Origin of the sequence: Paramesorhizobium leguminum, assembly GCF_003217235.1 — a bacterium.
Taxonomy (GTDB): domain Bacteria; phylum Pseudomonadota; class Alphaproteobacteria; order Rhizobiales; family Rhizobiaceae; genus Paramesorhizobium; species Paramesorhizobium leguminum.
On record NZ_QJTF01000015.1, the window covers coordinates 75,883 to 94,773 of the forward strand.

23 protein-coding genes and 2 pseudogenes are annotated in these 18,891 nt (G+C 58.8%); 18 read left to right on the forward strand and 7 right to left on the reverse strand.

All coding sequences use genetic code 11. The annotated features are described in order from the left end of the window. Position 1 precedes the first annotated feature (1 nt). Both C7477_RS13040 and C7477_RS13045 read right to left on the reverse strand, forming a co-directional pair. Positions 2 to 2,107 carry a molybdopterin oxidoreductase family protein gene (locus tag C7477_RS13040; RefSeq protein WP_110752802.1) on the reverse strand — a complete coding sequence of 702 codons (2,106 nt, stop codon included), beginning with the start codon at positions 2,105 to 2,107 and terminating at the stop codon, positions 2 to 4. Between the two features lie 12 nt (positions 2,108 to 2,119). Next, complete coding sequence (locus C7477_RS13045; RefSeq protein WP_110752804.1) at positions 2,120 to 2,965, reverse strand: DMT family transporter; 846 nt, start codon at positions 2,963 to 2,965, stop codon at positions 2,120 to 2,122. Positions 2,966 to 3,138: 173 nt separating this feature from the next. Here C7477_RS13045 and C7477_RS13050 point away from each other — a divergent pair, with 173 nt between their 5' ends. From C7477_RS13050 to C7477_RS13075, 6 genes are all read left to right on the forward strand, one after another. Then, positions 3,139 to 3,393, forward strand: a complete 255-nt coding sequence (locus C7477_RS13050; protein WP_110752806.1) for a type II toxin-antitoxin system Phd/YefM family antitoxin — start codon at positions 3,139 to 3,141, stop codon at positions 3,391 to 3,393. Further along, on the forward strand, positions 3,390 to 3,821 hold the full coding sequence (locus tag C7477_RS13055) for a type II toxin-antitoxin system VapC family toxin (protein WP_210206149.1): 432 nt from the start codon (positions 3,390 to 3,392) through the stop codon (positions 3,819 to 3,821). The genes C7477_RS13050 and C7477_RS13055 overlap by 4 nt, the downstream gene beginning before the upstream one ends. A gap of 42 nt (positions 3,822 to 3,863) precedes the next feature. After that, positions 3,864 to 4,721: a 23S rRNA (adenine(2030)-N(6))-methyltransferase RlmJ gene (locus C7477_RS13060; RefSeq protein ID WP_110752810.1), complete on the forward strand. Its 858-nt coding sequence runs from the start codon at positions 3,864 to 3,866 to the stop codon at positions 4,719 to 4,721. 64 nt (positions 4,722 to 4,785) lie between these two features. Further along, positions 4,786 to 5,259: a phage portal protein gene (locus tag C7477_RS13065; protein ID WP_110752813.1), complete on the forward strand. Its 474-nt coding sequence runs from the start codon at positions 4,786 to 4,788 to the stop codon at positions 5,257 to 5,259. 23 nt (positions 5,260 to 5,282) lie between these two features. Further along, positions 5,283 to 6,050, forward strand: a complete 768-nt coding sequence (locus C7477_RS13070) for a ribonuclease T2 family protein (RefSeq protein ID WP_110752815.1) — start codon at positions 5,283 to 5,285, stop codon at positions 6,048 to 6,050. Positions 6,051 to 6,076: 26 nt separating this feature from the next. Then, on the forward strand, positions 6,077 to 6,673 hold the full coding sequence (locus C7477_RS13075; protein ID WP_110752817.1) for a glutathione S-transferase family protein: 597 nt from the start codon (positions 6,077 to 6,079) through the stop codon (positions 6,671 to 6,673). Between the two features lie 36 nt (positions 6,674 to 6,709). Here the strand turns inward: C7477_RS13075 and C7477_RS13080 are convergent, their stop codons facing one another. From C7477_RS13080 to C7477_RS13090, 3 genes are all read right to left on the reverse strand, one after another. Beyond that, positions 6,710 to 7,135, reverse strand: coding sequence for a type II toxin-antitoxin system VapC family toxin (locus C7477_RS13080; RefSeq protein WP_110752819.1), 426 nt, complete (start codon positions 7,133 to 7,135; stop codon positions 6,710 to 6,712). 11 nt (positions 7,136 to 7,146) lie between these two features. Beyond that, a complete protein-coding gene (locus tag C7477_RS13085) occupies positions 7,147 to 7,395 on the reverse strand; it encodes a type II toxin-antitoxin system Phd/YefM family antitoxin (RefSeq protein WP_110752821.1) in 249 nt (82 codons plus the stop codon). 195 nt (positions 7,396 to 7,590) lie between these two features. Next, positions 7,591 to 8,232 (reverse strand): outer membrane protein, encoded by a 642-nt coding sequence (locus tag C7477_RS13090; RefSeq protein ID WP_110752823.1) that lies wholly within the window; start codon positions 8,230 to 8,232, stop codon positions 7,591 to 7,593. A 338-nt stretch (positions 8,233 to 8,570) separates the two neighbouring features. On the opposite strand from C7477_RS13090, the gene C7477_RS13095 reads away from it, so the two are divergent. The 8 genes from C7477_RS13095 to C7477_RS13130 all read left to right on the forward strand — a co-directional run bounded on the left by C7477_RS13095 (position 8,571) and on the right by C7477_RS13130 (position 14,700). Then, positions 8,571 to 9,401: an SDR family oxidoreductase gene (locus tag C7477_RS13095; RefSeq protein WP_110752825.1), complete on the forward strand. Its 831-nt coding sequence runs from the start codon at positions 8,571 to 8,573 to the stop codon at positions 9,399 to 9,401. Continuing rightward, positions 9,398 to 11,485: an excinuclease ABC subunit UvrC gene (gene uvrC / locus C7477_RS13100; protein WP_110752827.1), complete on the forward strand. Its 2,088-nt coding sequence runs from the start codon at positions 9,398 to 9,400 to the stop codon at positions 11,483 to 11,485. The genes C7477_RS13095 and uvrC overlap by 4 nt, the downstream gene beginning before the upstream one ends. Before the next feature lie 150 nt (positions 11,486 to 11,635). Next, positions 11,636 to 12,217, forward strand: a complete 582-nt coding sequence (gene pgsA / locus C7477_RS13105; RefSeq protein WP_110752829.1) for a CDP-diacylglycerol--glycerol-3-phosphate 3-phosphatidyltransferase — start codon at positions 11,636 to 11,638, stop codon at positions 12,215 to 12,217. Positions 12,218 to 12,272: 55 nt separating this feature from the next. Further along, positions 12,273 to 12,527 carry a molybdopterin converting factor subunit 1 gene (gene moaD, locus C7477_RS13110; RefSeq protein WP_110752859.1) on the forward strand — a complete coding sequence of 85 codons (255 nt, stop codon included), beginning with the start codon at positions 12,273 to 12,275 and terminating at the stop codon, positions 12,525 to 12,527. 1 nt (position 12,528) lies between these two features. Then, on the forward strand, positions 12,529 to 13,020 hold the full coding sequence (locus C7477_RS13115) for a molybdenum cofactor biosynthesis protein MoaE (protein ID WP_110752831.1): 492 nt from the start codon (positions 12,529 to 12,531) through the stop codon (positions 13,018 to 13,020). A gap of 166 nt (positions 13,021 to 13,186) precedes the next feature. After that, complete coding sequence (locus C7477_RS13120; RefSeq protein ID WP_110752833.1) at positions 13,187 to 13,990, forward strand: META domain-containing protein; 804 nt, start codon at positions 13,187 to 13,189, stop codon at positions 13,988 to 13,990. Between the two features lie 78 nt (positions 13,991 to 14,068). Further along, on the forward strand, positions 14,069 to 14,302 hold the full coding sequence (locus tag C7477_RS13125; protein WP_110752835.1) for a type II toxin-antitoxin system Phd/YefM family antitoxin: 234 nt from the start codon (positions 14,069 to 14,071) through the stop codon (positions 14,300 to 14,302). After that, positions 14,299 to 14,700, forward strand: coding sequence for a type II toxin-antitoxin system VapC family toxin (locus tag C7477_RS13130; protein ID WP_110752837.1), 402 nt, complete (start codon positions 14,299 to 14,301; stop codon positions 14,698 to 14,700). Before C7477_RS13125 ends, C7477_RS13130 begins: the two co-directional genes overlap by 4 nt. A 55-nt stretch (positions 14,701 to 14,755) precedes the next feature. Here C7477_RS13130 and ndk read toward each other — a convergent pair whose 3' ends face one another. Beyond that, on the reverse strand, positions 14,756 to 15,178 hold the full coding sequence (ndk, locus tag C7477_RS13135) for a nucleoside-diphosphate kinase (RefSeq protein ID WP_110752839.1): 423 nt from the start codon (positions 15,176 to 15,178) through the stop codon (positions 14,756 to 14,758). 160 nt (positions 15,179 to 15,338) lie between these two features. On the opposite strand from ndk, the gene C7477_RS13140 reads away from it, so the two are divergent. The 4 genes and pseudogenes from C7477_RS13140 to C7477_RS19220 form a co-directional block, all read left to right on the forward strand. Next, positions 15,339 to 15,941, forward strand: a complete 603-nt coding sequence (locus C7477_RS13140) for a TetR/AcrR family transcriptional regulator (RefSeq protein WP_110752841.1) — start codon at positions 15,339 to 15,341, stop codon at positions 15,939 to 15,941. Between the two features lie 36 nt (positions 15,942 to 15,977). Continuing rightward, the gene (locus C7477_RS13145) at positions 15,978 to 16,265 is read left to right on the forward strand and encodes a YciI family protein (protein WP_110752843.1); all 288 of its coding nucleotides are present in this window, start codon (positions 15,978 to 15,980) and stop codon (positions 16,263 to 16,265) included. Between the two features lie 77 nt (positions 16,266 to 16,342). Then, positions 16,343 to 18,232 (forward strand): ABC-F family ATP-binding cassette domain-containing protein, encoded by a 1,890-nt coding sequence (locus C7477_RS13150; protein WP_110752845.1) that lies wholly within the window; start codon positions 16,343 to 16,345, stop codon positions 18,230 to 18,232. An 83-nt stretch (positions 18,233 to 18,315) separates the two neighbouring features. Continuing rightward, positions 18,316 to 18,468, forward strand: a pseudogene (locus C7477_RS19220) (prevent-host-death protein); the annotation flags it as partial. 217 nt (positions 18,469 to 18,685) lie between these two features. Here C7477_RS19220 and C7477_RS13160 read toward each other — a convergent pair. Continuing rightward, positions 18,686 to 18,891, reverse strand: a pseudogene (locus tag C7477_RS13160) (IS110 family transposase); the annotation flags it as partial.

Below are 18,891 nucleotides of genomic sequence, written 5' to 3' on the forward strand. Positions count from 1 at the left end.
CTTACCCAGCCCTCCGCACCCACACCTTCGTGTCATGAAACGCCGCGCCGCCATAGGGGGCGGCGGCGTCGGCGCCGGTGAGGATGTTGATGCCCTCGCCGCGTTCGAAGGTGGAATTGGGGAATAGGCCCTCGGAAATCACCACGCCCCGGCGCTGGCTGTCCTGCACCTTGGCGTGCAGCACCAGTTCGCCGCGCTGATTGCCGATTTCCACCCGGTCGCCATTGGCGATGCCCAACTCAACCGCGTCTTGCGTATGGATCAGCAATTGCGGGCGGATCTCCTTGGCGAGGGAGGTTGGCGTCATGGAGAAGCTGGAGTTCAGGAAATTATGCGCGGGCGATGTGGCGAGGCGGAAGGGGTGCTCCTCGTCCGCGACCTCGATCGCCTGCCAATGGTCCGGAAATTCCGGCAAATCGGTATGCGGTCCCTGCGGCCCCATGGAGCGCGGCGGCTTGTTGGGTGACGGGCTGCCGGTCCAATCAGGCTTGAAGCGGAATTTGCGGTCCGGCCAGTTGAAACCCTTCAAATAATGGGCGCTGTCGAAATCCGGCTGCATGTCGAGCCAGCGGCGCTCCTTCAACTCGTCGAAACCGGGCAGGCCGCTGGCGCGCAGCATGTTGTCGATCAGCGTTCTTTCATCGAGGCCGAAGCTCGGCAGATGGCCGACGCCGAGGCGGTTGGCCAGTTCGTTGAGAACGAAGAGGTTGGGCCGCGCCTCGCCCGCCGCGTCGACCAGCTTCGGCCCCAGCACGATATGCTGCTGGCCGCCGCCGCGATAGATATCGTCATGTTCGAGGAACATGGTCGCCGGCAGCACCACATCGGCAAGCCTCGCCGTATCGGTCATGAACTGCTCGTGGACGACCATGAACAGATCCTCGCGCAGCATACCCTTGCGGACGAGCCGCTGTTCCGGCGCGACATTGGCCGGATTGGTGTTCTGGACCAGCATCGCCATGACGGTCGGCCCGCCATTCAACGCTTCCGCGTCGCCGGTCAAGATACGGCCAATCTTCGACTGGTCGAGATAGCGGATGTCGGGGTCCTTGAAGGACTTGCCTTCGATTTCCGACTTATCCATGCGGAAAATGCCGGCATTGGAATGGAACGCGCCGCCGCCTTCATGCAGCCACGCGCCCGTAACGGCAGGGATGGAGAGCGCGGCGTGCATGTTTACCGCGCCGTTGCGCTGACGCGTGAAGCCGTAGCCTAGCCGGAAGAAGGTCCGCTTGGTGGTGCCGACCAGCCGGGCGAAAGCCTCGATCTCCCCCACGGGAACGCCTGATATGGCGGAGGCCCATTCCGGTGTACGGCTTTGCAGATGGCGCTCCAGCCCTTTGGGATCATCGGTATGGGCGTTGAGATAATCCCAATCGGCCATGCCATCACGGAAAAGCACATGCATGACGGCGCAGGCGAAGGCGCCGTCGGTGCCGGGCTTCAGCACGATTCCCATATCGGCCTGGCGCACTGTGGCGTTCTCATAGACGTCGATGGCGACGATCTTTGCGCCACGCTCCTTGCGGGCTTTTACCGCGTGGGTCATGACATTGACCTGCGTGGCCGCCGCATTGGTGCCCCAGATCACCACGCAATCAGCCTTCGCCATCTCGCGCGGATCGACGCCGGAGAGGCTGCCGGTACCAGCGAAGAAGCCGGTCCAGGCCATATTGGTGCAGAACGAGTCGAACTGGTTTGAATATTTCTTGGCGTGCCGCAGGCGATGAATCGAATCGCGCTGCACGAGGCCCATGGTGCCGGCGTAATAATTGGGCCAGATGCTCTGCGAGCCGAATTCAGCCTCGGCCTTGAGGAAGCGCTCGGCCACCAGATCCAACGCTGCTTCCCATGAAGCTTCCTTCCATGCCCCCTCACCCTTCGCTCCGGCACGGATGAGCGGCTTCAACAGGCGGTCTGGATGGTGAATGCGCTCCGCATAGCGCGCGACCTTGGCGCAGATGACGCCATCGGTATAGCTGTTGTCCTTGGCCCCGCGTACGCGCCCGATGGTGCTTGCATCCAGCACCTCCACATCGAGCGCGCAGGTGGAGGGACAATCGTGCGGGCAGGCGGAATGCCCGATATGCGAGACGTGCTTGTTCATGGCCTATCCATATCAACTTAGACGAATGATGACGACCCCTATGACGATCAGCACCGCTGCGACAATGCGTTGAAAGCCGATGCGCTCTTTCAGGAAAATCGCCGAAATAACGATCGCGAACAAGATGGAGGTTTCGCGCAGCGCTGAAACGACTGCTATGGGCGCCATGGTCATGGCCCATAGCGCCAGACCATAGGAGCCGAGCGTTCCCACGCCGCCGATGAACGCCAGATGCAGGCGTCCGCGCAGATGCGGCAATATCCGGTCGCGGTGCATGGCAAGCGTCCAGATGACCAGCGGCAAGGCGTTCAGAACAAACACCCACATCGTATAGGCAGCGGGGGCGCCGGATTTGCGTACGCCGATCCCATCCACCAGCGTGTAGGCGGCGATGAACATGGCGTTGACGAGGGCGAGCATGGTCGTGCGCCCGCTGCCGATGGCCGCGCGCCGCCGCGCTTCGAAGGCAAGCGCCAGCACACCGCCTGAGATGAAGCCGATGCCGACCCAGCGCGCAAACGGCAACACCTCGCCGATCAGCGGACCGCTTACGAGCGCCACCAGCAGCGGCGGCGTGCCCCGCATGATCGGATAGGCCTGGCTCATATCGCCGCTCTTATATGCAGCAGCCACGAGGCAGAGATAAATCACCTGCAGCACCATCGACGTGGCGAGATACGACCAGCTCGAACGGTCCGGCGCGGGCAGAAAAGGCAGAGCCACGGCGGCGATGAGACCAGCCGCGCCGACCACGATGACGGCATTCAGGAATTTATCGCCACTCGATTTAACGACGGCATTCCAGCTCGCATGAAGAAAAGCGCCGAAAAGGACGATGAGAACGACTGTACCGGACATAGGGAAAGCAACCAGAATCAGGAGTGCATCTATTCTTGTTACAGCCTAACAGCAGCGGCACGGTCGAGGAATGGCGGCAGACGAGGCGCCTAGCTGGAATTTTGCTGACCCGGTGGTCGCCTACTTGCAAAAATAGTAACATTACTACATATTTCTTATGAGGAGATATGCCCATGTCCATTATGACCATATCCAGTCGCGAACTGAATCAGGACGTTACCCGCGCGAAAAAGGCGGCGAAGCAGGGGCCGGTGTTCATCACCGACCGCGGCAAGCCCTCGCATGTGCTTTTGAGCATCGAGGAGTATCAGAAGCTAACCAAGCAGCGCCGCAATATCGTCGATGCTCTGGCGATGCCTGGGCTCGAAGATATCGAATTTGAGCCCCCGCGGCTCGACATTCGGATTAAACCGGCTGATTTCTCGTGATGTACATCCTCGATACCAATGTGGTGTCGGAATTGCGCAAGGCCCAGCGCGGCAACGCGCACCCCAATGTTACGGCATGGTCGAAAAGCATCAATGCCAGCGAGCTTTTCGTATCGACCATTACCATCATGGAACTGGAGGTAGGCGTCCTGCTCACAGAGCGGCGAGACGCGGTGCAAGGGGCTATGTTGCGATCCTGGCTGGAACAGCATGTATTGCCGGAGTTTTCCGAGCGGACATTGCCTATCGATATCGCAGTGGCAAAATGCTGTGCCCGGCTGCATGTGCCAGACAAGCGTAGCGACCGTGACGCGCTCATCGCCGCGACTGCTCTCGTCCATGGCATGACAATCGCAACCCGCAACGTCAGCGATTTTCAGCCCACCGGCGTGGCGGTTCTCAATCCATGGGATGTTGCGCCGCGCTGAAAAGCCTTGCAGTTCTTGCCCGGGCATGAAATCTCCACCGCCATGAATTATCGCCACGCCTATCATGCCGGGAATTTTGCCGATGTGTTCAAGCACGTCGTGTTCACCCGCATCATCGAATATCTGAAGCGCAAGGAGCAGGCGTTTCGGGTGATCGATACCCATGCCGGCATCGGTCGTTACGATCTGACTGGAACCGAGGCAGGCAAGACCGCCGAATGGAAAGCAGGGATCTGGCGTCTTCTAGATAGCACTTCGATTCCGCCTGATGTGGCCGATCTTCTCGCGCCCTATCTCGACATCATCCGTTCGGAAAATGTCGAAGCTGGGTTGAAACACTATCCCGGCTCGCCGCTTCTGGCGCGCAGGCTGATGCGCAAGCAGGACCGGCTATCGGCGATCGAACTGCATCCCGACGATGCCCGGTCGCTCGCCAATCTCTTCGCCGGGGATCATCAGGTGCGCGTCATCCATCTCGACGGCTGGCTGGCGCTTGGCGCGCATCTGCCGCCGAAGGAAAAGCGCGGCCTCGTGCTTGTCGATCCGCCATTCGAGATTACAGGCGAATTCGACCGGCTGGTCGATGGCTTGGTCAAAGCACACAAGCGCTTTCCCGGCGGAACCTATGCACTGTGGTATCCGGTAAAGGACCGGCAGGAAGTCAATCGCTTCATAGCAAGGCTACGTGAGACGGAAATACCTAAAATATTGAGGCTGGAGCTGGCGATCCGTCCGCCCTCGCCCGAACCCCGGCTCGACGGCAACGGCATGATCATCGTCAACCCGCCCTATACACTGGAGAGTGAGATGAAACTGTTGCTTCCATGCCTCGCAGAAATGCTTAGCGAAGCAAAAGGCGGATCCTTCATAATAGACTGGATACGCAGCGAGCGGGTTTAGCTTGACTGAAACCAGGCGGTAGCGGACATTGCGCAAATACATTATAGGCGAGGGACCTAAAATAATGAAGCGCTTCGAAAAACTCAGCCATATGCTTGCCTCTGCAGCACTTGCCGTTGCAAGCGTAGTTTCCGCCGGCAGCATTTCTTCGCTGCCGGCCCAGGCAGCCGATTTTCTGGCCAATGCGCCCGACGGGTCCGCCGATTCCGGCGGTATATGCGCGGACCAGCGTGTGTTGAAATCGATCGTTTCGCGCTTCGGCTACCAAGTCACTCATGTCCCCAATCTGCCAACGGTCGGAATTTCGGCATTCAGCAACGTCCAGCAAAAGCGCTATGAGGCGGGCGAATTGCCATCCGCGATCACTCGGCACTATTGCGACGCGACGGCGGTTCTCTCCGACGGCGAACAACGGCGGGTGTGGTATCTTATCGAGGAAGGTCAAGGCTTCGCCTCGTTTGGCGACAATGTCGAGTTTTGCGTCGCGGGCTTCGACCGCTGGAACGTATATGACGGCCGTTGTCGCATTTTGCGTTAGGCCGAACGGGCGGTATGTAGAGAATGCAGGGAAAAAGTTTTCTAACGCTGGCGGTTCTGGCCGCAATCGCATGGTTTCTCTATTCTCTACTTAACGATGGGCCGAAGCCCCTCCCCCAAAACGGTGGAGGGAATTTCTCCCGCCAGGACAGCGGAGCAAATTTCCGTTCTGAGCGCAGCAATGCGCGTTCTTCCGCCGGCAATGATGAGACGGAACCGGCAGGCGCCCAGGATTTCGATTTCTACGTGCTTTCGCTTTCCTGGTCGCCCAGCTATTGCGCGACGGAAGGGTCGCGCGACCGGCAGCAATGCGGGTCCGAACGGCCTTACGCGTTCATTGCCCATGGGCTTTGGCCGCAGCACGAGAATGGCTATCCGGCGGATTGTCCAACCGGCAAAAGCTATGTGCCGCGCGATCTGGTTTCGCAGATGCGCGATATCATGCCCTCGGGAGGGCTGATGGGGCATGAATGGCGCAAGCACGGCAGCTGCACGGGTCTTTCCCAAGCCGATTATTTCGCTGCGGTGCGCCGCGCCTATGAAATGGTGAATATCCCGGTGAGCTTTCGCAACTCTGCTCAGAGCCGCGCGGTCGATCCGATGCAGGTGGAAAACGCCTTCATCGCCGCCAATCCCCGCATCCCGGCAGGTGGCATCGCCGTCACTTGCCAGGATGGCTATCTGGAGGATGTGCGCATCTGCATGACGAAAGATCTCAAATTCCGCAATTGCGGAGAGGTTGATGCTAAAGCCTGCCGCCGGCGCTCCGTTACCATGCCGCCAGTTGAATAGAGTTTTTACAGGAGTCTTGGATAAAAATGACCAAAGTTCTTTATACTTCCGGCTCGCCCTATAGTGCCAAGGTGCTGATGGCGGCGCATTATGCAGGCATTCCCGTCGAGGCGGTGGCCGTTAACACCGCTGAGGAGCCGGAAGTGCTTATTTCCGCGAATCCGCTGGGCAAGATACCGACGCTGATCACGGACGACGGCAAGACCGTTTTCGATAGCCGGGTCATCACGCAATATCTGAACCGCGAGTCCGGCAACAAGCTTTTCCCGCGCAACGCCGAAAAGCGGCTCGAGGCCGAAAGGCTCGAAGCGCTGGCGGACGGTATCGCCGACGCCCTGCTCGCCCATGTCTATGAGCGCCGCTTTCGCCCGGCGGAGATCGTTCACCAGCCCTGGCTCGACCGGCAATGGGGCAAGGTCGTGCGTGCGCTCGATGTTCTTGAGGCGGCTCCGCCTCGCCTCAGCACAAAGCTCAATGGGGGGCATATCGCGCTGGCGGCGACGCTCGGCTATCTCGCCTTGCGCTTCGAGGGACAATGGGAAAAGGGCCGGCCCAAACTGAAGCGCTGGCTCAAGCGGTACGGGGAGCTGCACCCGGAACTGGCGGCGCTGCTGCCGAGGTAAACCTCCCTTATTGGGAAATTAATTCCCCTCGGAATTTCAGGATATATCTTCGCTTGGGTTGAAGCATGTCACCCCAAGCGGATGGAAATGCCGTATATTCGCCGTCAGCAATGTCAAGGAGTGCGTTTTCGCGGTTGCCGCTATCAGCACATCTGCCAAGCCAGGATTGCGGCCCTCTGCAATCGCCTTATCCTCCATCTCGCCTGCAACCAGGGCGACGGTGAAATCAATGACAAGAATTTTATCTCTATATATTTCAATAATACCGTTCAACCACGCCAGGAAGCGTTCGGCACGTTCATGCCCGCCTGCCCTGTTCAGTTTAGAAATACCCCTACGAATCTCGTGTATGGCAAGGGATGGAATGTACATCTGACTTTCATGCGCGCGCATCCATTCCGCTGTATGTGGTGGGAGCGGCGGTTTTCCCGGCATAAGCGCAGAGATAATGTTTGTATCCATAAGATACCCATTCATAGATCAATATCCCGGCTCGGGGACATGTTACGATCCATCTCGAAACCTTCGGGAAAGCCGGGACCCGACATGAGATACTCTATGAAATTAGGCCTGTCTGGGTATAACTTCTTACCTTGTTCAAAGGGGATCACCATCGCTACGGCCTTACCATGCCGTGTGATGGTTGTGACCTCGCCATGCTCGACGTCATCGAGGATCGCAGACAAAGTGGCCTTGGCTTCTCTCAAGTTGATCTGCTTCACTGCCGAAATCCTCCATTGAGGTTACCTGTGACTACATATAGTAAATTCCCCGGATAGACACAAGCCAACGGACATTTCCCTTATATAACGCAACAAAAAAGCCGGGCGTTGCCGCCCGGCTTTTTCGTGTTCAATTCTTTTAAGACGCATGATCTTATCCAAAAAGTCTGCAACTTTTTGGGATCATGCTCAGAATTAGAACTTGTAGCCAACGCCGAGACGGACGTCGTGGGTCTTCAGCTCGGACTCGACCGTGCTGGCGCCAAGATCGTAGTCCTTCTTGCCGAAATCGCTGTAGCGATATTCGACGCGGCCAACGATGTTCTGCGTGATGAAGGCTTCGGCGCCTGCACCGACGGTCCAGCCGGCGCGGAACTTCTTCTCGCTGTCGACGCCATCGTCAAGCTCGACCTGCGAACCGGCGACACCGCCCGTTACGTAGAGAAGAGCCGGATCCACGGCATAACCAAGGCGAGCGCGGAGCGAACCTTCGAAGCCCTGCTTGGCTTCGAGACCGTTCTTTTCTTCCTTCAGCCAGGAGTAGCCGGCATCGCCTTCAGCACCGTAGACGATGTTGCCGTTCTGGAAATTCCAGCCGGCATAACCGCCAGCCTTGGCGGCATTGTCCTTCAGGTCACCGCCATTGGCGCCGAACTTGCCCCAGCCGTATCCACCGTAAAGACCGGTGTAACCGCCAGCCCAGGTATACTGGGGTGCGGCTTCAACGGGAGCAGCGGGTTCCGGCGGCTGTTCCATGATCGCATCAGCAGCCATGGCGGAGAAAGAAAGCGGCAGCAGCGCAGCCGTGGCGAGAGCGAGGGTCTTAAGAGTGCGCATGCGCATTCTCCTTACTTATTTTTACTAATCGGACGCGTTCCAATGCTTGGGAAGAGAGGTGGGGACCTCCGCTGAAACTGCGTTGTGACGAGGGTCAAGATCGTGGTCAAATGCGGCGCGACATGTGCCAATCCGTGGAAAGAACCTGTCTGAAAAATGGCGGAAATGAGATGTTGCAATATGGCAACATGCTAAAAAGCTACTATATACGTCAGGGGCAATGCCGGGCGTGGCTATGCGAAATGCGCCTTTACCCCCTCATAGCCGCGATTTTGTCAGCATTCCCTGGGTGAATGCCAGACCCAAGGGGATTCCAGGCTCCCAATTTGCGACGCGTGATGGCACAAATTTGGACGAACAAGGCAGCTAAGGATTCGTTTACCGTGATCTCCAGAATTTCAGCCGCTTCCACCCCTTCCGTCGTGGCACTCGTCACCGGCGGGGCAAAGCGAATCGGAAAGGCCATCGTCGAGGATCTGGCGGCGCATGGCTTTGCCGTAGCGATTCATTGCAACGGCTCGATGACGGAAGGCGAGGCTTTGGTGGAAATGATCAAGGCCAAGGGCGGGCGAGCCGCGGTGATCCAGGCAGACCTTGGGGACCCGGCCGCCGTTCGCGGCCTTACGGCCAAGGCTCAGTCCGTGCTCGGTCCTGTCCGGCTTCTCATCAACAATGCCTCGGTTTTCGTGGAAGATCATGTGGGCAATCTTGCTGAGGATATCTGGGAAAGGCATTTCGCCCTGCATCTCAAGGCGCCGGTGTTTCTGGCGGAAAGCATGGCGGCGGCGCTTCCCGAGGGCCAGGACGGGCTGATCGTCAATATCATCGACCAGCGCGTCTGGAAGACCAATCCGCAATTCTTCTCCTATACGCTTTCAAAGACCGCGCTCTGGAGTGCCACCCGCACGCTGGCGCAGGCGCTCGCGCCCCGTATCCGCGTCAATGCCATCGGTCCCGGCCCGACATTGCCGAGTGAAAGGCAGGACCGGCGGGACTTCCAAAGGCAAGTGGATGCAATTCCGTTGCGGCAAGGGCCTGCCCTGTCTGAATTCGGCCTTACGATTCGCTATCTATGGGAGATGAAATCAGTGACCGGCCAGATGATCGCGCTTGACGGCGGTCAGCATCTGGCGTGGGAGACACCGGACATCTTGGGAATTTCGGAATGAGCGGCGGACATAAGCCGGGCAGCGGGCAGGAGGATATTGCCGGCTTCCTGATCGGCGAGACGGAAACAGAGAGCGAGGCGCCCGATCCTTTGGAAGACGCAGGCGGAGAGGCTCGAGCGGGCCTCGCCGACGCCATCCAATGGGATTCGGCGCTGGAGGAAGCCGGCGAGGCGCTGGCCGGACTTTCCGGCTCGGATATCATCAACGCCTTCGTCAAGCGGCTGCCCAACAAGCCCGGCGTCTACCGCATGTTCAATCAGGACCGCGACGTGCTCTATGTCGGCAAAGCGCGCAGCCTGAAGAAGCGCGTCTCGAACTATGCGCGGCTTGGCGGCCACACAAACCGCATTGCGCGGATGATCCGCGAGACGGCGACGATGGAGTTCGTCGTCACCCGCACGGAAACCGAGGCGCTGCTGCTCGAAGCAAACCTCATCAAGCGCCTGCGGCCGCGTTTCAACGTGCTGATGCGCGACGACAAATCATTTCCCTACATCCTGATGACCGGGGATCACCGCGCGCCGGGCATCTTCAAGCATCGCGGCGCGCGCTCGCGCAAGGGCGACTATTTCGGCCCGTTCGCCTCCGCCGGCGCGGTGGATCGCACCATCAACGCGCTGCAGCGCGCCTTTCTCCTGCGCACCTGCACGGATTCGGTGTTCGAAGTTCGGACCCGTCCCTGCCTGCTTTATCAGATCAAGCGCTGTTCCGGGCCGTGCACGCGCGAAGTCAGCGATGAAGATTATGCCGGGCTGGTCGGCGAGGCGAAGGCGTTCCTATCGGGCAAGAGCCAGGCGGTGAAACAGCACCTTTCCGAGGCGATGCGAGAGGCGTCCGCCGATCTCGATTTCGAGCGCGCCGCGGTTTATCGCGACCGCCTTGCCGCGCTGTCACATGTGCAGAGCCATCAGGGCATCAACCCGCAGACGGTGGAGGAGGCCGACGTCTTCGCCATTCATCTGGAAGGCGGCATGACCTGCATTCAGGTGTTCTTCTTCCGCACCGGACAGAACTGGGGCAACCGCGCCTATTTCCCGAAGGCGGATCCGTCGCTTTCCGGCGCGGAAGTGCTGGGGGCGTTCCTGTCGCAGTTCTATGATGACAAGCCCTGCCCCAAGCTCGTGCTCATCTCCGAAACAGTCGAAGATCAGGAACTTTTGGCCGAGGCGCTTTCGACGCGGGCGGGGCACAGGGTTCAGGTCAACGCGCCGCAGCGTGGCGAGAAGAAATCGCTGGTCGATCATGCGCTCACCAATGCGCGCGAAGCGCTGGGACGGCGGCTGGCGGAGACCTCATCGCAGGCGCGGCTGCTCAAGGGGCTTGCCGAGACATTCGGCCTTCCAAGCGTGCCGCGCCGCATCGAGGTTTACGACAACTCGCACATCATGGGCACCAATGCCGTCGGCGGCATGATCGTCGCCGGACCGGAGGGGTTCGTCAAAAACCAGTACCGCAAGTTCAACATCCGGTCTGAGGACATAACGCCTGGTGACGATTTCGGCATGATGCGCGAGGTGATTGAGCGGCGCTTCGCCCGGCTGGTGAAGGAACACGGCCTGCCGGAAGAGCAAAAGGTAGTCGAGACATCAGATGTCGAGGACATCGATATCGCAGGCGAAGGCTTCCCCGCGTGGCCGGACCTGATCTTCATCGATGGCGGCCAGGGACAGGTCGGCGCGGTGCGCGGCATTTTGGGCGAGCTGGGCATCGGCCATCTCGTGACCTCCATCGGCATCGCCAAGGGCGTGGACCGCGACGCAGGGCGGGAGCGCTTCTTCGTCGAGGGCAAGCCGGCCTTCATGCTGCCCCCGCGCGATCCGGTGCTCTATTTCATCCAGCGGCTGCGCGATGAGGCGCACCGCTTCGCCATCGGCACGCATCGCGCCCGGCGCAAAAAGGAGATGGTCAAGAACCCGCTTGACGAAATCTCCGGCATTGGCCCGGCGCGCAAGCGGGCGCTCCTGCACCAGTTCGGCACGGCAAAAGCGGTTTCCCGCGCCGCGGTGGAGGATTTGATGCGGGTGGAAGGGATTTCGGAGGCCATGGCGCGCGCGATACGCGATCATTTCCATGAATCACAATGATCTGCACACAATAGGACGATCTAAACCCAAATACGCCCTCAGGCGTCGGAGCTAAGTGTTGATTTTTTGTTCACATCGCTGTTGATGTGTCCCTACATTCATGAATGCCGCATGATTTCACTCGGATCATGCGGCTGGAGACCTGCCGAAATGCGGAAAAATGCCCTGTCGTTACCCAATATCCTCACCTATGGGCGCATTATTGCCGTCCCGCTGGTGGTTTTGTGCTTTTTCGTCGAAGGCAGCCTCAAATCCAGCGACGCCGCGCGCTGGTGGGCGCTCGGCATTTTCGCCGCTGCCAGCATAACGGATTTCTTCGATGGCTATCTGGCGCGGATTTGGAAGCAGACCTCCACAATCGGCCGAATGCTCGATCCGATCGCCGACAAGCTGCTCGTTTCCGCCTGCCTCCTGCTGCTCGCCGCCGACCGCACGATCGCCGGTTGGTCGCTATGGGCGGCGATCATCATCCTGTGCCGCGAGATCCTCGTTTCGGGTCTGCGCGAATATCTGGCGGAGCTGAAAGTCAGCGTACCGGTCAGTACGCTGGCGAAATGGAAGACCACCATGCAGATGGTTGCCGTCGGCTTCCTGCTCGCCGGCCATGCGGGCGACCAGTTTTTCCCATACACGACAGAGGTCGGCATCGGACTCTTATGGATCTCCGCGCTCGTCACACTCTACACCGGCTGGGATTATTTCCGCGCCGGGCTGAAACATGTGGTTGATTAGAGCATGATCCCAAAAAGTTGCAGGCTTTTTGGACAAGATCATGCGTGAGGTAATAATGACGAAGCTTGTCTATTTCGCATGGGTGCGCGAGCGCATCGGCAGGGATCACGAGGAAATCGAACTCCCTGCAAATGTGCATACAGTGGGCGATCTTCTCGACCATCTTAGAACGCGCGGCGAGGAATACGAGGCGGCGCTGCAATATCCTGAAGTCATCCGCGTCGCTATCAATCAGGAACATGTGGCGCATGACACAGCCATTGCGGGGGCGCGGGAAATCGCGCTCTTTCCGCCGATGACAGGGGGGTGAGATGAGCGCTCCGGTCATCCCGCATATCAGCGTTCAGCGCGATGATTTCGACTTAGCACGTGAAATTACAGCGCTGACAGCGGGCCGGACCGATATCGGCGCGGTGGTGACATTCAGCGGTTTATGCCGCGATGAAGGCGAAACGCTGGCCGCGCTGGAACTGGAGCATTACCCCGGCATGGCGGAAATGGAGATAGAGCGCATCGCCGGTGCGGCGCTCGAACGCTGGCCGCTTCTCGCCTTGCGTATCATCCACCGTCATGGAAAAATCCTGCCCGGGGAGAATATCGTCCTCGTCATCACCACCTCCGCGCATCGCCAGGCGGCATTCGAGGCAGCCTCGTTTCTCATGGACTTCCTGAAAACCCGCGCGCCTTTCTGGAAGAAAGAGCATGCCCGCAATGGGCAGCCGGCAGGCTGGGTGGAACCCAAGGCAAGCGACGAAGGCGCGCAATTGCGATGGGATGCGATCAAGCCAGGCAATGCAACTTGAAAAAACTGGCAAAGCGCTACCAAAAACTTGCCTGAAACCTTGCCCAAAAACTTGCAATGTCACAATTTGCACACGAACATTTCACATCCATGAGAGTGGAGAATCGGCCTCTTTTGCAATGAGATTCGAGAGATACTCAAAAACAATAATAATTGCGGGAAACGACATGCGGCGCTTTCGGGCGAGTAAGATTTCGATGATGGGAGCAGCGGTGGCGGGGGTCGCCGCGCTTGCCGGTTTCACCCTGTTCGTGACGACTTCGCTTCCGACCTCAGGCATTGCGGCGGAAAAGACCATCCGTGGCGCGGTGTCTTATGAAAAGCAGGTCGCGCTGCCGCCGGAGGCCAATCTGCATGTACAACTGGCGGATATTTCGCTGGCCGACGCGGGTGCGAAAATTGTGGCCGAGACGCGGGTTTCCCATATCGATCGCGGGCGCATTCCGTTCTCGCTCGATTTTGACAGCGACGACCTCCTGCCCGGCCATACCTATGTGCTGCAAGCGCGCATCGCCGCAGGGGATACGCTCTGGTTCGTCAATGACCAGCAATACCGAGTCGATCCGATGCAATTGCAAGAGCCGGTCAACATCGATGTCGTCGTGGTGCGAAAGGATGCCGAGGCGGCGCCAGACAGTCCCATCGGAGGTTCCAACTGGCTCGTGGAGGATATTTTCGGCGCTGGCGTGATCGACAATGCGCAGACAACGCTGACCATCGGCGACGGTGGCGAAGTGAACGGCTCGAGCGGCTGCAACCGCTATTTCACCAAGGCGTCATTTTCCGCCGACACGCTTTCGTTTGCCGAGGTCGGCTCCACCTATCTGCAATGCCCGCCGGCGCTGATGAACCAGGAAAGCAAGTTCTTCGACGCACTGGGCAAGACGAGGGCTTACAAGGTCGATATGGGGAAGCTCTTGCTGCTCGACGACAAGGGAAAAGAGATTTTGCGGCTGACGCAGAATGGTTGATGCGTATTTTTTAGAATTTTGTGGAAAAAGAAGCCGGAATTCACTAATATGGCTAAGTTAGCTAATTAGGAGACTGGCATGCAAGTCACAATCCATGCAGCCAAAACAAATCTTTCCAAATTGATCGAGGCGGCAATAGGCGGGGAAGAGGTCGTAATCGCCAAAGGCAAACGTCCTGTGGCAAAGATCATTCCAATCCCGCAAACAGGATTTATCATCGGCGTTTTGAAAGATGAGCTTGCCGGGACCTCTCCCGATTTCTTCGAGCCGATGGACGAGGCTGACCTTGCGCTTTGGGAAGGGTCCGAGTGAAGCATATTCTGCTGGATACCCATACCTGGGCATGGGCCATGAGCGGGGATGGTCGTCTGTCAGCCAAAGCAACTGATATCATCGAGGGCGCTGAAAATGTCTATATCAGCCCTATCAGCCTGTTCGAAATCGGTCAAAAAGTGCGTCTCGGCAAATGGCCGGAAATGAAACCGCTGCTTGACCGGCTGGTCGGGCTGATCGATGAACAAGGCGGACGGGTTGCCGAATTGTCTCCGGCGATTGCGCTAACCGCCGCTACGCTGGATTGGGCGCACCGCGATCCCTTTGATCGGATTTTAGGCGCCACGGCACTCGATAAAAAGCTCGTTCTGGTTTCAGCCGACGCCATTTTTGACGAATTGTCTAATGAGCCCGGCTGGAGTGGCAGGGTCTGGTAAAAAAATCCAAGCCCGCCGTTTCCGGCGGGCTTGGCATTTCAAGCGACTTGAAAAATCAGCCGACGATTTCCGTGCCGGAGAACCAGTAGGCGATTTCCTCGGCGGCGGTTTCAGGGGCGTCCGAGCCGTGGACCGAATTTTCGCCGATGGAGAGCGCGAAGGTCTTGCGGATCGTGCCTTCGTCGGCATTGGCGGGGTTGGTGGCGCCCATGATTTCGCGGTTTTTCAGGATGGCGTTCTCGCCTTCCAGAACCTGGACGACCGTCGGGCCGGAGATCATGGTCTCGACCAGCTCGCCGAAGAAGGGGCGTTCCTTATGGACGGCGTAGAAGCCCTCGGCCTCGCGGCGGCTCATCCATACGCGCCTGGAAGCGACAACGCGCAGGCCTGCGTCTTCGAGCATCTTGGTAATCGCACCAGTCAGGTTGCGCTTCGTTGCATCGGGCTTGATCATCGAAAAAGTGCGTTCAATCGCCATATCGGAAACCTTTGTCTTCTTATTGAGGGAAGGTGCGGCTCCTATAGCGGCGCGCTGCTCCCTTGCCAAGGGCCTGTGGCGCGACAGGGGACGTTGACAGACTAGGACAATTGACCTAAAAATTACTTTAGGACAACTGACCTAGAGAAGCAGCACCAACATGGCAAATCGGGCGACACGCGAGGAGATTGTCGGCGTAGCGGATGATCTGTTCTATCGCAGGGGATATGAGCACACGTCCTTTGCGGACATCGCCGATGTCGTGAAGATTTCGCGCGGCAATTTCTATCACCATTTCAAAACCAAGGACGACATTCTGGACGCGGTGATCCAGAAGCGCCTGGCGGATCGGCGGGCGATGCTCGACCGGTGGGAAATCGACGGCAAGACCCCGGAGGAACGGATCAGCCGCTTCATCGACATCCTCATCGTCAATGGCGAAAAGATCAAACGGTATGGATGCCCGATCGGCACGCTGACCAGCGAGCTTGCGAAGCTGAACCATGCAGCGCAGGCGGACGCCAACGGGCTGTTTGCCCTGTTTCGAACATGGCTTCGCGATCAGTTCGCCGCGCTTGGCCGGAAAGCCGACGCGGATGCGCTTGCGATGCATCTTCTTGTCCAAAGCCAAGGCGTCGCGACCCTTTTCAATGCCTTTCAGGATCAGGATTTCGTCGAGCGGGAGGTTTCCGGGATGAAGGAATGGCTGAGGGATATTGCGGCTGGGGGTTCCGCAGGCATAGCCCGAATCCGGACGGTCTGAAATCTCAATTTCTTACAATTCAAAAACGGAGCGCAGATGTTCATTATATTCCTGAGATTTTCCGACAACCGCGCACAGGCGGCCCAATTCATGGAAGGCCACAATGCCTGGGTCAAAAGAGGCTTTGACAGCGGGATTTTTCTTCTAGCCGGTAACCTCCAGCCGAACGCGGGCGGTGCGATCTTCGCGCACAATATCGACCGAGAGGCTCTTGATATGCTGGTACAGGAAGACCCGTTCGTGGCGGAGCGGGTGGTTAGCGCCGAGATTCATGAAGTCACACCGGGGCGCGTCGATGAGCGTCTTCTCTTTCTGAAGGGATAACCGAAAGGGCCGCTTTTCCGACAAAGCAGCCCCGCCGCATCTTGCGAAACAGGCGTTTCCCGTGCAAAAGCGCGGGCATGCTTATATTGAACGACATTTCCGTGCGCATGGCCGGACGCCTTTTGATTGACCACGCCAGCGTGACGCTGCCTTCGGGATCGAAGACCGGCTTCGTCGGCCGCAACGGCACCGGCAAATCCACCCTCTTCCGCGTCATCACCGGCGATCTCGCGCCGGAGACCGGCGATTTCTCGCTGCCGAAGAACACGCGCATCGGCCAGGTGGCGCAGGAAGCGCCGGGGACCGAGGAACCGCTGATCGAAATCGTGCTGAAGGCGGACAAAGAGCGCACGGCGCTGCTTGCAGAAGCCGAGACCGCGACCGACCCGCACCGCATCGCCGATATCCACATGCGCCTCGCCGATATCGACGCGCATTCAGCGGAAGCGCGCGCGGGCGCGATCCTCTCCGGCCTCGGGTTTGACGCAGAGGCGCAACGGCGCCCAGCCTCGTCCTTTTCCGGCGGCTGGCGGATGCGCGTGGCGCTTGCCGCCGTTCTCTTCTCGGAGCCGGATCTGCTTCTCCTCGACGAGCCGACCAACTATCTCGATCTCGAAGGCACGCTCTGGCTTGAAGATTACGTGCGGCGCTATCCGCACACCGTCATCCTCATCAGCCACGACCGCGATTTGCTCAACTCCGCCGTCAACTCGATCATGCATCTCGACCAGCGGAAGCTCACCTTCTGGCGCGGCGGCTACGACCAGTTCGAACGCCAGCGTTCCGAGATGATCGAATTGCAGCAGAAGCAGCGCGTCAAGCAGGAGAAGCAGCGCGAGCATATGGAGGCGTTTGTCGAACGCTTCCGCGCCAAGGCCTCCAAGGCGCGGCAGGCGCAATCGCGATTGAAGGCGTTGCAGAAGCTGAAGCCGATTGCCGCCCATATAGACGATCATGTGCAGCCCTTCACCTTTCCGGATGCGGAAAAGAAGGCGGCATCACCCATCATCGCGCTGGAAAGCGCCGATGTCGGCTATACGCCGGGCAAGCCGGTGCTGCGCGATCTATCCTTGCGCATCGACAATGACGACCGCATCGCGCTGCTCGGCTCCAACGGCAACGGCAAATCGACGCTCGCCAAGCTGCTGGGCGGCAGGCTGCCGCCCGAAACGGGGCGGCTGACCGTCTCGCCCAATCTCAAGGTCTCCTTTTTCGCGCAGCACCAACTCGACGATCTCGTGCCTGATGACAACGCCATCGAGCATGTGCGCAAGCTGATGCCCGACCAGCCGGAAGCAAAGGTGCGTTCGCGCGTGGCGCGGATGGGGCTTTCCACCGAAAAGATGATGACGCCCGCCAAGGACCTCTCGGGCGGCGAAAAGGCGCGTCTCCTGATGGGGCTCGCGACCTTCCACGGGCCGAACCTGCTGATTCTCGACGAGCCGACCAACCATCTGGATATCGACAGCCGCGAGGAACTCGTCCACGCGCTCAACGGCTTCAATGGCGCGGTCATTCTCATCGCCCACGACAGGCATCTGATCGAAGCGACGATGGACCGGCTCTGGCTGGTGCGCGGCGGTGAAGTGAAGGCCTATGACGGCGATCTGGAGGATTACCGCTCGCTGGTTCTGTCCGACAGCCGCTCCGGCGGTGGCGGCGGGAAATCTGCCAATCAGGGGCCGAAAGTCTCCAAGGCCGACCAACGCCGCCTCGCCGCGCAGAAGCGGGAAGCACTGAAGCCCTTGCAGAAACGGATCAATGAAGCCGAGGCCCTGGTGCAGAAGCTGAACAAGAAGATCGAGGGCCTGCAGGCGCAGCTCGACGATCCCGAGCTTTATGGTCAGGACGCGTCGAAGGTCACCGCAATCACGCGCGATATCGCCAAGGCGAAGGTGGAACTCGCTCAAGCGGAGGAGAAGTGGATGGCGCTTTCGGCGGAGTATGAGACGGCGATGGCGGAGTGAGGCATCGAGGGGCTTGTTTACCCGACTAAATGGTCCATATGGTCATTATAAGCACCATGACCAGGAGGCGAGCAATGCAACCACGAAACGACAAGCCGAGTGTTGTTCTCTCCCCCAAAGAGGCGCGACGAAAGACCGTACGCGTGGGTACGCTTGCGGAGTTCCTTATGAAATCGCCACTATGCGACGCTGATTTGGATGTAAAGCGTCAACGCGACGAACCAAAAGATGGCTAGAATAGCGGGAAATGCTAAGCTCACATCTAGAGAGCTTCCTCTTTTGGTGGGATCGCTTGGTGTCCTTTTGCGCCGTTGTCGTGAATGGATAGGTTGAGGCATGGATTCCTGTGACAAGCACAGGAATGACGGGTGGCGATGTTTTTTCCTCTAGCGGGAACCGTTCTTTCCAAGCAGAAATGTTGGAATTTAGCCGTTAACAGCAAACCTTCCGTCATCAAGTCAGTTGCGGTTTGGGAGCGATTTGGTCACGGATGCGGGCGTTTGCGCGGATGATGATCTTTCGCATGATGGCTGCAAGAGCGAGGCGCTTTGGCTTCCCGGCTTTGAGGAATGCCTTGTATGCCGCGGCCAGATCATTTTTGCCGCGGATGGCGGTCAGGGCTGCGATGAAGAGCATCGGCCTGATGTGACGGCGCCCGC